Source organism: Rhodococcus sp. NPDC078407 (assembly GCF_044542515.1).
In the GTDB taxonomy this organism is placed as follows: domain Bacteria; phylum Actinomycetota; class Actinomycetes; order Mycobacteriales; family Mycobacteriaceae; genus Rhodococcoides.
On the sequence record NZ_JBITUQ010000019.1, the window covers coordinates 46,700 to 61,605 of the forward strand.

Annotated in this window: 11 protein-coding genes; 6 read left to right on the forward strand and 5 right to left on the reverse strand. The window is 64.4% G+C overall.

The window, feature by feature from the left end; genetic code table 11:
- Window positions 1–99: 99 nt before the first annotated feature.
- The 4 genes from ACIGGF_RS18560 to benA are packed head-to-tail and all read right to left on the reverse strand — an operon-like array spanning window position 100 to window position 7,495.
- Entirely contained in the window at window positions 100–2,793 is a 2,694-nt protein-coding gene (locus ACIGGF_RS18560) for a LuxR C-terminal-related transcriptional regulator (RefSeq protein ID WP_397522630.1), read from the reverse strand.
- Window positions 2,794–2,853: 60 nt separating this feature from the next.
- Window positions 2,854–5,550, reverse strand: coding sequence for a benzoate 1,2-dioxygenase electron transfer component BenC (gene benC / locus ACIGGF_RS18565; protein ID WP_397522631.1), 2,697 nt, complete (start codon window positions 5,548–5,550; stop codon window positions 2,854–2,856).
- A gap of 30 nt (window positions 5,551–5,580) precedes the next feature.
- Window positions 5,581–6,120 (reverse strand): benzoate 1,2-dioxygenase small subunit, encoded by a 540-nt coding sequence (benB, locus tag ACIGGF_RS18570; RefSeq protein ID WP_397522632.1) that lies wholly within the window; start codon window positions 6,118–6,120, stop codon window positions 5,581–5,583.
- A gap of 1 nt (window position 6,121) precedes the next feature.
- Window positions 6,122–7,495 (reverse strand): benzoate 1,2-dioxygenase large subunit, encoded by a 1,374-nt coding sequence (benA, locus tag ACIGGF_RS18575; RefSeq protein WP_397522633.1) that lies wholly within the window; start codon window positions 7,493–7,495, stop codon window positions 6,122–6,124.
- A gap of 207 nt (window positions 7,496–7,702) precedes the next feature.
- Here benA and ACIGGF_RS18580 point away from each other — a divergent pair, with 207 nt between their 5' ends.
- From ACIGGF_RS18580 to ACIGGF_RS18605, 6 genes are all read left to right on the forward strand, one after another.
- Window positions 7,703–8,632, forward strand: coding sequence for a LysR family transcriptional regulator (locus tag ACIGGF_RS18580; RefSeq protein WP_397522634.1), 930 nt, complete (start codon window positions 7,703–7,705; stop codon window positions 8,630–8,632).
- Window positions 8,629–9,732, forward strand: coding sequence for a mandelate racemase/muconate lactonizing enzyme family protein (locus tag ACIGGF_RS18585; RefSeq protein ID WP_397522635.1), 1,104 nt, complete (start codon window positions 8,629–8,631; stop codon window positions 9,730–9,732). The genes ACIGGF_RS18580 and ACIGGF_RS18585 overlap by 4 nt, the downstream gene beginning before the upstream one ends.
- Before the next feature lie 38 nt (window positions 9,733–9,770).
- A complete protein-coding gene (catA, locus tag ACIGGF_RS18590) occupies window positions 9,771–10,637 on the forward strand; it encodes a catechol 1,2-dioxygenase (RefSeq protein WP_397522636.1) in 867 nt (288 codons plus the stop codon).
- A gap of 5 nt (window positions 10,638–10,642) precedes the next feature.
- A complete protein-coding gene (gene catC / locus ACIGGF_RS18595) occupies window positions 10,643–10,927 on the forward strand; it encodes a muconolactone Delta-isomerase (protein ID WP_397522637.1) in 285 nt (94 codons plus the stop codon).
- A gap of 135 nt (window positions 10,928–11,062) precedes the next feature.
- On the forward strand, window positions 11,063–12,274 hold the full coding sequence (locus tag ACIGGF_RS18600) for an MFS transporter (protein WP_397522638.1): 1,212 nt from the start codon (window positions 11,063–11,065) through the stop codon (window positions 12,272–12,274).
- A 43-nt stretch (window positions 12,275–12,317) separates the two neighbouring features.
- Window positions 12,318–13,802 (forward strand): amidase, encoded by a 1,485-nt coding sequence (locus tag ACIGGF_RS18605; RefSeq protein WP_397522639.1) that lies wholly within the window; start codon window positions 12,318–12,320, stop codon window positions 13,800–13,802.
- Here ACIGGF_RS18605 and ACIGGF_RS18610 read toward each other — a convergent pair.
- Complete coding sequence (locus ACIGGF_RS18610) at window positions 13,799–14,851, reverse strand: NAD(P)H-binding protein (RefSeq protein WP_397522640.1); 1,053 nt, start codon at window positions 14,849–14,851, stop codon at window positions 13,799–13,801. The genes ACIGGF_RS18605 and ACIGGF_RS18610 overlap by 4 nt on opposite strands.
- Window positions 14,852–14,906: the final 55 nt, after the last annotated feature.

Here is a 14,906-nt window from a genome sequence, read left to right on the forward strand (position 1 = left end):
GGCCGAGCGGGTCGAATCACTGTCCCAAACAGTGGGCTGAGTCACACCAGGGCTTTGCCTAGTGCTTACCTCGGCATTGCGGGAACCGGCGCGTCCCGATCATGTTGTGGAGCCGTCGTCGGTGGTTCGCGCCGCGGCCAGCTCGGCTCGCGAACGGACACCCATTTTCGCGTACACCCGGGTCAGGTGAAACTGAACCGTCTTGACCGAGAGGAACAATTCGGCCGCCACCTCACGATTGGTCATGCCGGTAGCAACCAGGCTCGAGACGGCGTCCTCCTGCGGGGTCAGTGCATCGTGCGCTCTGTCCTTCAGAACTGCATGCACGCCACCGGCTTTGAGCTCACGGTCGCACCGCCGTACGTACGTGTTGGCCCCCAGCGTCAGATAGCCTTCACGGGCCGCACTGACGACAGCATCGGCCTCGCGTCGCTTACCGGCTCTACGCAGGGTCTGTCCGTAGGCGTAGTTGACCCGGGCGCGGTCGTACGTCAGTGGCAGTGGTGCCAACGAAGCGAGTGCATCCTCGAATGATGCTCGGGCAGAATCGAGATCGCCCATTGCGCCGTGCAACCGACCACGAGCACAGGCAAGGCGTGCGCGTGCGGACCGATGCCCACGATCGCGCACTCTCGCCTCGTGCGGACTCAGGAACTCGTCCGCCTCGTGGAGTCGGCCTTCGACTATCAGCGCATTGGCGTACACATCGGGCCACGCCCAGAAGCCGGGTTCGGATACGTCGGCCTGAGCCCACTGTTCGGTCAACGGGGCCAGTGCGCGCAGGACCCCGGCGTAGTCGGCTCGAGCCTCCGCGATGGCTGCCCGACCGAGAGCGGTTGGTACCCGCATGATCTCGTAGTCACGCGCACCGGAGTCGCCTCGGTGTGCGCTGGTGGCTGCGGCCTCCCAGTCGCCGCGGAGCGCGTGTATCTGCGTCGCGGTCCATTGGAGCAGCGGAACGATCAACGCGGCACCGGAGCGGTCGGCGAGGTCGGAACCGGCTCCTACCAACCGAAGCGCCGCATCCCACTCACCGGTGACGAAATACGTGCGCGCCAGCCAACCGTGGGCCCACAACGAGATTCGCGTGGAACCGCCGAGAAAGTCGGTCGGTGCGGCGGCTTCGAGTTCCGAGCGCGCGAGGTCGATGTGGTCCGTTGCGAAGTGCAGCCAGCCTGCACCCATCTGGACCCGTTGTCCGACGGCCCCGGTACTGGCGTGACCCCACAGGTCTCGGTAGCTGGTCAATGCTTCTGCTACACGGCCCGTGCCGGCCAAGCCGAGACCTCGAATGGACTGCGCTTCCACTGCGGTCGCGTGGTCTGCTCCGACCAGTTCGACTGCGCGATCGGCCCACATCACGAGATTGGCACCGTCGCACCGGGCCAGATTGTGCAGTACCTGCCGATGACAGATCACGGCTGCGACCTCAGGGTCGTGCCGCGTCCGTACCAGCTGCCATGCCCGAGTGAGCCGAGCGTCGGCCTCGTTGGGGCGCCCGCGCAGAATAGCCAGATAGCCGAGTACTGCATTGCGAGTGGGGGTTTCCCGGAAGCTCTCGATCTCGGCGATGTAGTCGGAGGCAGTCCGCATGTCCCCGGCACCGATGAGGGCATCCACCGCACGCACGAGCCGGTCCTCGCGCGCATGCGGGTCCTCGGTCGATCGACTCGACAGCAGATACAGCCTTGCGGCCGCAGCCCATTCGCCGATTCCTGCGCGTGACGCCGCTAGTACGTCCAGGCGGTCCGAGACCAGCGGATCGGGCAACGGCGACGCGTGAACCAGATGAGCCAGCTGATCGGCCGGGTCGGTCTCCGCTGCGGCAGCGGCGCGATGTACCTGTGCCCGCTCGACCCTGCTCATCGTCGCGAGCACGGCAGCGCGGACCATGGGATCGCGAACTTCGAGGATGGTCGCCGCGGAGCTGCGTCGAACGGTCACCAGGGCCAGTTGTTCTGCGAGATCGACAGCAGGCCAGGGATCGTCGATGCCGGCGACCTCGCACACCGTGGTCAACGGCCGGCCGTCTTCGAGAACGGTGACGGCCGAGACCAGAGCCCGCGCGTCGTTTGTGCAGAGAGCCAGTGTGGTCCGAACGTATGCCTCCACGAAGGCGGGCGCAGGTAGGTCGGGGCGAACACCCTTCCAGGTCTCGCGCGGCACCTCGTCCAGTAGCGCCGAGGCGTGTCGCGGACGTCCACCGGTGTGATGCGTCAGGTGAGCAGCGGCGGACGGTGACAGGACGACCCCCTGCAATGCGGCGAGCTCGGCAATCGCCGAGCTCGCCAGCGCCGGTACGGCCAGGGACATGTCTGCAGCGCGATCGAGAACCCGGTGCGAGTCGATCGATCCGTCGGGCAACGGCTTTCGCGTACAGATGACCATGAGTTTCGCGGCTCGGTGATGCCGAACGGCGGAGGCGAAGGCGCGGAGCGAGTCCGCATCGCAGTCGTGCGCGTCGTCGATCAGCAGGATCGTCGTACCGTCCGTCGACAACGCGTCGGCGATGCGGTGTCCCCACTCGACCGGGTCCGTCCCTTCGTTCGACACTTCCGGGACGAGTTGCGTCACCAGGCCGAACGGCAGGTGCGTCTCCCACGGCACAGCACCTGCGCGGCGCACCACCGGGCGCACTCCCTCGCCGCCGACCGTCCGTTCCACTTCACGCAGAATCGACGATGCACCGATACCTGCCGGGCCGGTCAGCACCACGAAGGTCGCCGAACCGTCGAGTGCATGGATCAGGACGTCCAGCAGTTCACCGCGGCCGATCAACGGTGAAGGGGACATGACGTCACCGTATCCGCGTCGCGCGGGTGCGTCCGCCGATCGAACCAACACAGTCATGCCTCAGCCCGGGTCGCCGCCGGCCACCGGAAGCACGGTGCCGGTGATGTACGACGCCTCGTCGGAGGCAAGGAAGCAAATGGCAGCGGCTTGCTCGTCGAGGGTTCCGTAGCGCTTGAGCAACGACGAGTCCACGGTCTGGTCGACTATGGCCTGGTACCAATCCTTCTCCTGCTCCGTCGAGGGTGCGGGACCACGAGCGACGCGTCGCGGCGGAGCGTCGGTGCCGCCGGGAGCCGTGGCAACCACGCGAACCCCGTACGGTGCTGCCTCGAGGGCCAGAGTTGCCGTGATGGCGTTGACGCCTCCCTTCGCGGCTGCGTAGGGCACCCGGTGGATGCCGCGGGTGGCGACCGAGGAGACGTTGACGATGGTGCCCCCGCCGCGTTCGATCATGTGCGGAATCACGGCGCGGCAGGACCACAGCGTCGGGAAGAGCGACCGGGATATTTCCTTCTCGATCTGCTCGGGCGGATACTCGGCGAACGGTTTGGCCCAGATGGTGCCGCCGACGACGTGAATGGACACGTCGACGCGGCCGTGCGTGCTGAGCGCGGCGTCCACCACCGACGAAGCGTCCTCCCATGTTTCGAGGTCGGCGATGACGGGAGTGGCTTCGACTCCGTCTTGCCGAAATTCCTCGGTGAGAGATTCGACCAACTCGGACCGGTCGGCCAGAATCAGTGCTCCGCCTTCGGCTCCGATCCGGCGAGCCACGAATTCGCCGATACCTTGGGCCGCGCCGGTGATCAACACGACCTTGCCTGCGAATCGACCCGGACTGACGAACTTGGGCCTCTTCTGGGTGCGAGATTCGTGCATGGCGCGTTTCATCGTCGCCTTCGAGCGGTCGGCATGATCGGCGATCAATGTCCGAGCGCGGTCACGGTCCTCGGCCTCGAATGCGTCGACGATGTCCAGGTGATCCTGGGCGCACAGCGGATCGCACCACGTCGCGTTGCGCAATACGTCTTCCATCGCGGCCTTGACGCCGAGAGCCCGATAGGCCTGCAGCAGATGCTCGTTGCCCGTCTGGGTGAACAGGTAGTCGTGAAAAGCGGCATTGGTCTCGGTGTATGCCGCGGCATCGACGAACCGATCGCCGTCGACGTAGCGAGTGGTGGTCTCGGCCAACAGCCGATATCCGGAGATCTGCTGCGACGACAGTCGGCCGATCACGAGTTCGAGAGCACCGAGTTCGAGGGCGCGCCTGGCCTCGAACACGGCATCGGACTCGTGTACCGAGGGGTGCTCCTCACCGATCTCGTACCCCGAGGTCGAAGCAGGGGAGGGTTCGGGACTGCGCGCGACGAGGGGCTGGATATCTCGCGACGGCCAGATTCGCTGCGCTGCAACCGAATGTGCCTCCGGTGACTGCAACAGATCGGCGTCCTCGTCCAATCCGACCCGATCGGCCGTCGACCCGGCCACGGCGACGCGCTGACCGGCGATCGCACGCATGGTGTCGACCTCCTCGGTTGCCGAAATGCCGGTGCCGTGCGAGCGCAGAGGTTCCGCCGAACTACTCGCGAACACCGCTCTCCCGAAGATGGTCCTGCCGTCCGAACTGGGCTCGACGCCCCGCTGTGGCGAAGGAAGAACGGCAGGCTCGGCTACATCGTCCACTGCGGCCGGCTCGTCATCGACCAGAACCTCAGGGGCCGGTTCTTCGTCGAGACTGTCCTTCGCAGCTGCCGAGGACGGTGCGAACTTCTCGTAATAGAAGCCGGTCGGTCCGATGCCTGCCTCGGTGAAGTGTGTTCGGACGGCCTCGACCATGGGAGGGGGACCGCACAGGTAGACCGCGACGTCGCCGTCGTTGAGGTGTGCATCGGTCAACAGGGCGGTGACGTATCCCTTGTTCGCGGCGGTGCTCGCGGGGTCCGACACACAGTGATCCCACGTGAATTCATCCAACGACGAGGCCAGGTCGGCGAGCTCGTCCAGCTGAACGACATCGTCGTCGGTGCTGGCACCGTAGACGAGATGCACGGAACGAGTACTCGATTCGGCCGCCATGGTGCGCAGAATCGACAGGATGGGAGCCAACCCGGTGCCGCCGGCCAGTAGTAGCGCCGGTCGCTGAGCCTCGCGGAGAAAGAAACTGCCGTGCGGGCCGGTGAACGAGATCTTGTCGCCCACGGCGGCGGTATCACTCAGGTAGGTGGACATCAGTCCGCCCGGGGTGAGTTTGACCAGGAACTCCAACTCGTCCGAACCCGACACACAGCTGAAGGAGTAGGACCGGGTTTCCTCGGAACTGGGGACGGTGATGTTGACGTACTGGCCGGGGAGGAAAGCGAGGGTGCCACCTGTGGGTGCCTCGACGGCGAGTCTGACCGTTGTGGGAGAGAGCTTTTCCACAGCGCTCACCATCGTGTCGTGAGTTGCCGCTCGAGTTTTCGCGACCGCCGAGGTGCTGGCGATCTGCAGCACCAGATCGGAGGAGGGCTTCATGCTGCAGGGCAGACAGTATCCTTCGTCCGATTCCGACTGTGAGAGTGCATCGTCGAGGTAGGTGCCTCCGTCGTATTCACCCGATTCGCACAGAGCCTTGCAGGTTCCGCAGGCACCGTCGCGGCAGTCGAGGGGAATGTTGATCCGCGATCTGTAGGCGGCGTCGGCGACGGTCTGATCGGCCTCGCAGGTGATGAAGCGGGTGACGCCGTCCTCGAAGGACAGTGCGACGGAATGGCTCACGATGGAACTCCTCGAATTACGGCAGGTCGATCAGAAGTGGTAGATGTCGACGACGTGGTGGATGTAGTCGTTCTTGAGCACCACGGTCTTGCGTCGGATGAGCGGCGAGTCGCCGGAGAAGTCGATCGTGTAGAACGAGGTTCCGTAGTACGGATCGATCGTCTTGTAGCGGAAGTACATCGTGTGCCAATTGAATCGGACGTCGACGATGTCTCCCCGGCGCTCGATGACCTCGACATTGCTGATGTTGTGACTGGTCCGGGGTTCCGGTATCGATGTGGCACTGGAGCGTTCGGTCCGGATGCGGAACACGCGATCTTCCAGACCACCCTTGTTCTCGTAGTAGATGAGCGAGATGTCGGTCTGTGGATCCTCGGTGAGCAGGTCGTTGTCGTCCCAGCAGGGCATCCAGTATTCGACGTCGTCCGCGTAGCACGTGAGCCACTTCTCGAACTCACGATCGTCGAGGTAGCGCGCTTCGCGGTACAGGAACTGCTCGATGGACGACTGGGTGATCAGGCGAGCCGGGGCGCTCTGCCGGTTATCGGTGTTGTCGACGGTGGCAGTCATGTCAGACCTCCTGTGCTGCAGCGGTTGCGCGCTGCTTGTCGAGGGCAGCAAGCAGAGTCTTGCGCCAGTAGCCGTGCTGAACGGGGAACAGCCCCTCGTCCTCGTTCTTGACTCCCGCCGAGATGACACCGGGCATGTCCAGTGCCTCGGCCACCGGATCGGGTCCGGTGAGCCAGTGCTCCGCGCCGCGGCTCATGTCGTTCCACGGCGCGTTGGTCGCCTGGAACGTCAGCTGGCACGAGCGGAACTCCTCCAGGTCGTCGGGTGTTGCCATGCCGGAGGCGTTGAAGAAGTCCTCGTACTGCCGGATTCTGTGTGAGCGAGCCTCTTTGCTTTCGCCCTTGGGCGCGATGCAGTAGATGGTGACCTCGGTCTTGTTGGGCGCGATCGGCCGGAAGTGCCGGATCTGGGTGCTGAACTGGTCCATCAGGTAGACGTTCGGGTACAGGCACAGGTTGCGCGAACCCTTCACCATGAATTCGCCCTTGGCGTCGCCGAATTTCTCCTTCAGCGCGTCCATCTGATCCCAGAGCGGGCGGTCCTGCGGGTTGGCCGCCCAGGTCCACAGGCAGAGATGACCGTTGGGATAGGACCAGTAGCCGCCGCCGGACTTGCCCCAGCCGCCGGCGTCGAGCGCCTTGGTCGTGTTCTTGGATTCGCCGTTGTTGCGGCGCGAGGTGGTCGCGGCGTAGTTCCAGTGCACCGCGCTGACGTGATATCCGTCGGCTCCGTTCTCCGCCTGCACTTTCCAGTTTCCGTCGAAGGTGTACGACGAGGATCCGCGCAGAACTTCCAGGCCCTCGGGCGACTGGTCGACGAGCATGTCGATGACCTTCGTGGTGTCACCGAGATGCTCGGCAAGGGTCGAGACATCGTCGTTCAGGCTCGCGAAGAGAAAACCGCGGTAGCTCTCGAAGCGAGGGACCTTGGTGAGGTTGTGCGATCCGTCGACGTCGAATGTGTCGGGGTAGCCGGCTCCGTCGGGATCCTTGACCTTGAGCAACGTGCCGTCGTTTCGGAATGTCCAGCCGTGGAAGGGGCAGGTGAGCGTGGTGCGGTTGTCCGTCTTGCGCCGGCACAGCATCGCACCGCGGTGGGCGCAGGCATTGATGAGGCAATGCAGCTCACCGTCCTTGTCGCGGGTGATGACAACGGGCTGACGACCCATGTGAACCGTGAAGTAGTCGCCGTTGTTCGGCAGCTGACTTTCGTGGGCGAGGTATATCCAATTCCCCTCGAAGATGTGCTTCATCTCGAGCTCGAAGACCTCTTCGTCGGTGAAGATGCTGCGGTTGGCGCGGTAGATGCCCGCAGCCGCGTCGTCGATCACGGCTCTGTCGATCGTGTTCTGTACCTGATCCAGCATGTCGGTCATATCGGGTTCCTCCAGGCGCTTCGAGTTCGATTACAAGCGACTGTGTCAGGGAGTGGCCGCCGTCACACCAGGGCTTTGCCTAGGCCCAACCTGGGTGCGTATTGATCGTTGCTACTTATCAATCGACAGCAAATAGGTCTTTGTCAACGATGGATTACCGCCATACTGTGGTCAGGGTCACCCACTGACGTGCAGAAAGGCTCGGTCATGGAACTTCGTCACCTGTACCACTTCGTGGCCGTGGCCGAGACCCGGCACTTCGGGCAAGCGGCGACGCGGCTGCACCTGGCTCAGCCGGCTCTCTCGCAATCGGTTCGCCAGTTGGAGGCGGAGTTGGGTGTGACGCTGCTGGCCAGAACGACCCGTCAGGTGAGCCTGACTCCAGCGGGCGAGTTCTTCTATCGAGAGACGCTTCGCAACCTGGACAACCTCGAGCAGAGTGCGCGGGGAGTGCGACGGATTGCCGACGGCCGATACGGATTGGTGCGCATCGGCTTCACCGGTACCGCGGCCTTCGATCAACTGCCGCCGATCGCTCGGGCGATCAAGCAGCGACTGCCCGGTATTGCGCTCGAAATCCATGGAGATCTACTGACCCCGGCCCAGGTGGAGGGTCTGCGCTCGGAGCATCTGGACGTTGCGGTGCTGCGGCCACCCGTGGCGGGTGACGACCTGGTGCTACGGAAGATCACCACGGAATCGTTGGTGCTCGCGTTGCCCGTCGATCACCGTTTCTCCACCGAACCGGCGCTCGACGTCGCCGATCTCGCGTACGAGGACTTCGTCATGTATGCCGACACGCATTCGGTGGTCAACGAAGCCGTGGTGACGAGCTGCAGAGCCGCGGGCTTCACTCCGAGGCGCGAGCACGAAGCCCCGGACACCTCGGTTCTCCTGGCACTCGTCGCGGCCGGTTTGGGCGTGGCGTTGGTCCCCGAATCCGTCCGCGCCCTGCAGTTGAACGGCGTCGTCTTCCGTGACATCTCCGGCGCGAGCACCATCGATCTGGCGTTGGCCTGGTGCCGAGATCGGCCGTCGGCGCTCGTCGATGCGCTCGTCGCTGCCCTCGAAGACGCGGGAGTGCTCCCTCCACTCGAACTATCCGAACCGTCTGCTCAGCTGAAGGACCAGTCATGAAAATCGTTGCCGTCGATGCGATCCCGTACTCGATTCCGTACCGAAAGCCGCTGAAGTTCGCCAGCGGCGAGGTCAGTGCCGCCGAACATGTTCTGGTTCGAGTTCATACCGACGACGGGGTCGTCGGAGTCGCCGATGCTCCGCCGCGGCCGTTCACGTACGGCGAGACTCAGCGTGGGGTAGTGGCGGCGATCGAGACTTTGTTCGCGCCCGCGGTTCTCGGACTCCCGCTCACCGCGCGTGAGGTTGTCAACGCGAAACTTGCTCGTACAGTGGGCAACCCGGTTGCAAAGTCCGCTGTCGACATGGCGATCTGGGACGCTTTGGGGCAGAGCCTGGATCTGCCGGTGACCGAACTTCTCGGCGGCTACACCGACCGAATGCGAGTGGGCCACATGCTCGGGTTCGACACCCCGGCTGCGATGGTCGACGAAGCAACCAAAATGCGCGAGACGTACGGCATCGAGGTCTTCAAGGTCAAGGTCGGCCGTCGGCCCATCGACCTCGACACGGCAGTCGTACGCGCTCTTCGAGAAGGACTGGGCGAGAGCGTCGAACTCTATGTGGACGGCAACCGAGGCTGGACCGCAGCCGAGTCTGCGCGCGCCATGAAAAACATGGCAGATCTGGGCCTGACCCTCGCCGAGGAACTGTGCCCGGCCGACGACGTTCTCGGACGTCGCTGGCTGGTGAAGCAACTCGACGTTCCGTTCGTCGCCGACGAATCGGCGACCACCCCCGCCGAAGTCACTCGCGAGATACTCGGCGGTTCCGCGACGGCAGTGAGCATCAAGACCGCTCGCACCGGGTTCACTCGCTCGCTCCGAACTCACCACCTGTGCGAAGGTCTCGGCGTCGACGTGGTGATGGGAAACCAGATCGACGGCCAACTCGGCACAGCCTGCACCGTTGCCTTCGGTGCAGCCTTCGACCTCACCTCCCGCCGAGCCGGCGAGCTGTCGAACTTCCTCGACATGAGCGACGACTTGCTCACCGAAAGCCTCGTCATCCGCGACGGCGAACTGCACGTACTGCCGGGTTCCGGTCTCGGCGTCCGTATCGACCCCGACAAACTCGCGAGATATCGCATCGACCACTGATTTCAGCCCGAATCCCACCTTCGACCAAGGAGTTCTCCATGAGCATCGACCACGCCCCCTCGACGGAATCCAGCACCGAGGTGGCCACCGCAGCCGCATCGGGTGCCAACGCCACCGAACGTTTCACCTCCGACAAGCAGGCTGCCGCGGACACCCCGCCCGAGCGTGTGAGCCTGCTTGCCCGCCAGGTTCTTTCGGCGGTGCACGACACGATTCGCGAACACAAGGTCACCTACGACGAGTACAACGCCCTCAAGGCATGGCTGATCAACGTCGGTCAGACCGGTGAATGGCCGCTGTTCCTCGACGTCTGGGTGGAGCATGTTGTCGAGGAAGTTGCCGGTGAATCCCGTGAGGGCAGCAAGGGCACCATCGAAGGTCCGTACTACGTCCCGAACGCACCCGAGCTCGGGTCTGCGGCAATTCTGCCCACTCGCGACGGCGAACAGGGCACCCCACTGCTGTTTCAGGGACAGGTCACAAGCGTAGACGGCAGCCCACTGCCACATGCGGTCATCGAGATCTGGCATGCCGATTCCGATGGCTTCTACTCCCAGTTCGCGCCCGGAATTCCGGAGTGGAACCTGCGTGGCACGGTGACCTCCGACGATCAGGGCCAGTTCTGGATTCACACCATGAAGCCTGCGCCGTATCAGATCCCGACCGACGGTGCGTGCGGCAATCTCATCTCCGCCGCCGGGTGGCACCCGTGGCGGCCGGCGCACCTGCACCTCAAGGTCGCGGCCGATGGCTACCAGCAGATCACCACTCAGCTCTACTTCCCGGGTGACGCCCACAACGACGACGACGTCGCCAATGCCGTCAAGCCCGAACTGATTCTCGACCCTCGGGACGTCGACGGCGGCCAAGAAGTGACGTACAACTTCGTACTCGACAAGGCCTGAGCCACATGCTCTTTGCAGTGAACATGGCCGTCGCGCTGCCGCAAGACCTCGATGCCGATGTACGAGCCGACACCCTCGCCAGGGAGAAGGCGTACTCGCAGCAACTGCAGCGCGACGGGGAATGGGTGAGTATCTGGCGGATCGTCGGCCAGTACTCCAACCTCAGCATTTTCGACGTCCGGGACAACGAGCGGCTCCACGAGATCCTGTGGAATCTGCCGCTGTTCCAGTACATGACGATCGAGGTATCCCCGCTCGCGCAGCACCCGTCGGATATTTCTGCGGTGTGAAAGCTCTGCCGAACTCGAAGTTATGGACGAAATGCGGCTGAAATCCGTCCATAACTTCGAGTTCGGCGGGCACGGAGGCGTCGACCCTGTCATTCGTTACCCTTGCGGGACAGCGAGAGAACAGGGTCATTCACAGTGTCAGATATCGACGCCACGTCGGCGCGGACGGCCGTCGCAGTGCGCGCGACCTATACGGCGTTCATCGCGGCCGGTTTCGCCTTCGCCAGTTGGGCTTCTCGGATTCCGCAGGTGCGTGATCGGCTGGAACTGACCTCGTCCCAGCTCGGTATCGTGCTGCTCGCCATTGCAGTCGGGTCTCTGCTTGCGCTACCGATGTCGGGAATCATCATAGGCCGCTTCGGATCTCGGCTCACGGTCACCGTGATGTCCCTCGTTCTCGCGGCCGGTCTGACGATCATCGCCACCGGATATCTCGTGGGTGTGGTGCCGTTGCTCATCGGTCTGTTCGTGCTCGGCTTCGCCAACGGTGCGTGGGATGTTGCCATGAACGTGCACGGTGCGGTGGCCGAACGTCGGCTCGGACGCTCGATCATGCCGCGGTTTCACGCGGGTTTCAGCGCCGGCACCGTGGTCGGAGCTCTGATCGGCACGCTGATGGTGGCGCTGAACGTCTCGGTCATGGCGCATCTGCTGGCGGTTGCAGCCGTCGTCGTCGGGGTTGTTCCACGGGGAGTGCGCCACTTCCTTGACGAATCCGACGCCGAACCCGAACAGTCGACCTCCGAGGCATCCGATACCCCCCGGCCGCACGCTCTTGCGCGGTGGAAGGAGCCGCGGACCCTACTGATTGGCGTCGTCGCATTGTCGTTCGCGTTCGCCGAGGGCAGCGGGAACGACTGGCTCAACATCGCCTTGATCGACGGCTATGCCGCGTCGGCCGTGGCCGGGACTCTGGCGTTCACCACGTTCCTGGTCGCCATGACCGCTGTGCGGTGGTACGGAAACGGGCTCCTCGATCGCTACGGCAGAGTCGTGGTGCTGCGAGGATTAGCCGGCGTGTCGGTCGTCGGAGTGCTGCTGTTCGTGTTCAGTGCGGTTGCGCCGCTGGCCTTTCTGGGAGCGTTCCTGTGGGGATCGGGGGTGTCGCTCGGGTTCCCCGTGGCCATGAGCGCGGCCGCTGACGAGCCCGCAGCCGCGGCCGCACGCGTGAGTGTGGTGGCCTCCATCGGGTACTTCGCCTTCCTCGGCGGCCCGCCCCTCATCGGCTTCCTCGGCGGTCATGGTGACGTGCTCCAGGCACTGCTCGTCGTGGCCGGCCTGCTTGCGACTTCGATGCTGGTGATGGGGGCGTTGCGACCGCTGGCCGGGTCGAACTCTCGACACTGAATTCGTAGTCGCGGCGCAGAAAATCTCGGATACTGTGGCCGGTATGCGCACCGACGAGTATCGGAAATACGACGGCCTCGGACTGGCCGAACTGGTATCGAACGGAGAGGTGACGCCGCGCGAACTGCTCGACTGTGCCTTGGGGCGCGCGAAATCGGCAGATCCGGCGCTCAATTCGATTGTCCGAACCATGTCGGATCAAGCCGACGATCAAGTGACGCGGCCGCTGCAGGGACCGTTCGCCGGCGTGCCGTTTCTGATCAAGGACCTCTCGCAGGACTATGCGGGCCTGCCTACCTCCAGCGGATCGCGTTCGTTGACGCAGCTGCCGATGCCCGAGCACTCCACGGTGGTGCAGCGTTGGCTCGATGCAGGATTGGTGATCTTCGGAAAGACCAACACCCCGGAATTCGGGGCGAAGGGAATCACCGAACCAGTGGTCCACGGCGCGACTCGAAACCCGTGGGATCGCAGTAGAACTCCCGGTGGCTCGTCCGGGGGATCGGCCGCCGCGGTCGCGGCCGGCATCGTTCCGGTGGCCGGAGCCAACGACGGCGGCGGGTCCATCAGGATTCCGGCGTCGTGCTGTGGGCTCGTCGGCCTCAAGCCGGGACGCGGTCTGGTGCCGTCCGGCCCTACCTTCGGTGAAGCCATGCACGGGGCGGCGGTACACGGCGTCGTGTCGCGATCGGTACGCGATACCGCCGCGATGCTGGACGTGTTGGCGGGCGGTGAGGCGACGTCCGGCTACTCGTCCGCGCGTCCGGACGGCACCTTTCTTTCTCGAACGCACCAGGACCCCAAGCCTTTACGTATAGGGATGTACGCACGCACATCGGTGAACCCGAATCCCGCTCCGCAGGCCGTCGCCGCACTGGAAGAGGCAGCGAAGCTACTGACCGACCTCGGCCACACCGTCGAACTTCTCGACGCCGCGCCGTACGACGACACAGCCCTCAATCGCGAATTCCTGCTGGCCTGGTTCACCTACCTGGCGTGGGAGATGGAGGAGGTCAAGCGTAGAACCGGCTGCGGCGACGACGCATTCGAGCGTGACACCCGAATCATGGCTGCTCTGGGCAGATCCGCCAGCGGAGTCGACTATCTGGATGCAGTGGAGGGTCGCCACGTTCACGTTCGTGCGCTGGCCACCTACTTCGAGACCTACGATCTCCTGCTCACGCCTACTCTTGCCGAGCTACCGCCGAAGATCGGGGCCTTCGATCTCGCGAAGCCGCTGCAGCTGGCCTCGGACTTGTTGATACGCAGCAGAACTGCGGGAATGCTGCGCTACACCGGCATCGTGGATCAGATGGTCGACGACAACATCTCGTGGATTCCCTACACTCAGCTGGCCAACGTCACCGGCCGTCCTGCGCTGTCGGTTCCGGTGCACTGGACCTCCGAGGGACTACCGATGGGCGCGCACTTCACCGCGCCGCTCGGCGGGGAGGCGCTGCTCGTCCAACTCGCCGGCCAGATCGAACGTGCAGCGCCCTGGGCGCATCGCTACGACACCCTCGGCTAGCGGGTCGCTCCCAACTGAGCCTTCCCCATGATTCCCGACGGCCGTTGCCGCACTCGGCCGTCGACGATGTCGACGACGCCACCGGCCCAGTCGGGGTCGGTGTCTGCGGCGGCTTGGGGATCGGCGTGGGTGTCGGTGCCTTCCTCGGCGACCACGGTGATGGACCGTTGCAAGGCCTCTCGGACACTCATCAGTGTGGTGTCCGGCTCGGCGAATACCTCCGTTGCGGCGTTGCCTCGGCGTACCACCATGTCGTGAGTGAGGCTGTCCACCAACGAGATCACCGTGCCGGGAGGCATGCCGGTGATGGTCGCGACGGCGCGGCCGACCAATCCGGTCGGCAGCAGCGGGACCGGAATCTGGGCACGGCGCAGACCGGCGACGCTTCCGTAGGCCTGCAGCAGTTCGGGGTAGCTCATTGTCTCGGTGCCGCCGATGTCGAACGAACCCGGGCGCGCCGTCTCGCCGAGGGCGCGAGCGATGATGGCGACCACATCGACGACGGCAATAGGCTGGACCTGCCTGCGCATCCACGTCGGAATGGGCGTGACCGGCAGGCGCTCGGTCATGCGTCGTACCAGTTCGAACGAGGTCGATCCGGAACCGAGGATGATTGCCGCCCGCAGCACGGTGGCGTCGACGGAACTGTTCATGAACGTCTCTTCGACCTGAAGTCGTGAGCGCAGATGATCCGAGAGAGGCGTGCCGTCGTCGGGGATGAGACCGGAGAGGTACACGATCCGCTGCAGACCGTTCCGTTCCGCCGCCGCAGCCATGGACTGAGCAGCGTGCCGATCCTTCTCGACGAAGTCTCCCTCGTCCATCGAGTGCACCAGGTAGACGACAGCGTCGACGTTCGCCGTCGCGGTGTCGAAGGTCTCGTGGTCGTCGAGGTCGAAGTGCACGGCGGTGACCTGGGCACCCCAGGCGAAACGCGACTTCTTGGCGGGATCTCGCATGGCCGCGTGAACGTCGTGGCCCTGCTCGAGGAGCACGGGGATCAGCCGAGACCCGATGTATCCGGTTGCGCCGGTGACCAGCACTCGCATGGTAGTTCTCGATTCTGTAGGAAAGGGCGATACCCGATCGGAGCAGTCTCACTCC

What these genes read in the sequence shown, in the direction of transcription:
- catA (WP_397522636.1), top strand. Translation starts at nt 9,771, where the DNA reads ATGAGCATCGACCACGCCCCCTCGACGGAATCCAGCACCGAGGTGGCC.
- benB (WP_397522632.1), bottom strand. Translation starts at nt 6,120, where the DNA reads ATGACTGCCACCGTCGACAACACCGATAACCGGCAGAGCGCCCCGGCT.
- ACIGGF_RS18585 (WP_397522635.1), top strand. Translation starts at nt 8,629, where the DNA reads ATGAAAATCGTTGCCGTCGATGCGATCCCGTACTCGATTCCGTACCGA.
- ACIGGF_RS18605 (WP_397522639.1), top strand. Translation starts at nt 12,318, where the DNA reads ATGCGCACCGACGAGTATCGGAAATACGACGGCCTCGGACTGGCCGAA.
- benA (WP_397522633.1), bottom strand. Translation starts at nt 7,495, where the DNA reads ATGACCGACATGCTGGATCAGGTACAGAACACGATCGACAGAGCCGTG.
- catC (WP_397522637.1), top strand. Translation starts at nt 10,643, where the DNA reads ATGCTCTTTGCAGTGAACATGGCCGTCGCGCTGCCGCAAGACCTCGAT.
- ACIGGF_RS18560 (WP_397522630.1), bottom strand. Translation starts at nt 2,793, where the DNA reads ATGTCCCCTTCACCGTTGATCGGCCGCGGTGAACTGCTGGACGTCCTG.
- ACIGGF_RS18580 (WP_397522634.1), top strand. Translation starts at nt 7,703, where the DNA reads ATGGAACTTCGTCACCTGTACCACTTCGTGGCCGTGGCCGAGACCCGG.
- ACIGGF_RS18610 (WP_397522640.1), bottom strand. Translation starts at nt 14,851, where the DNA reads ATGCGAGTGCTGGTCACCGGCGCAACCGGATACATCGGGTCTCGGCTG.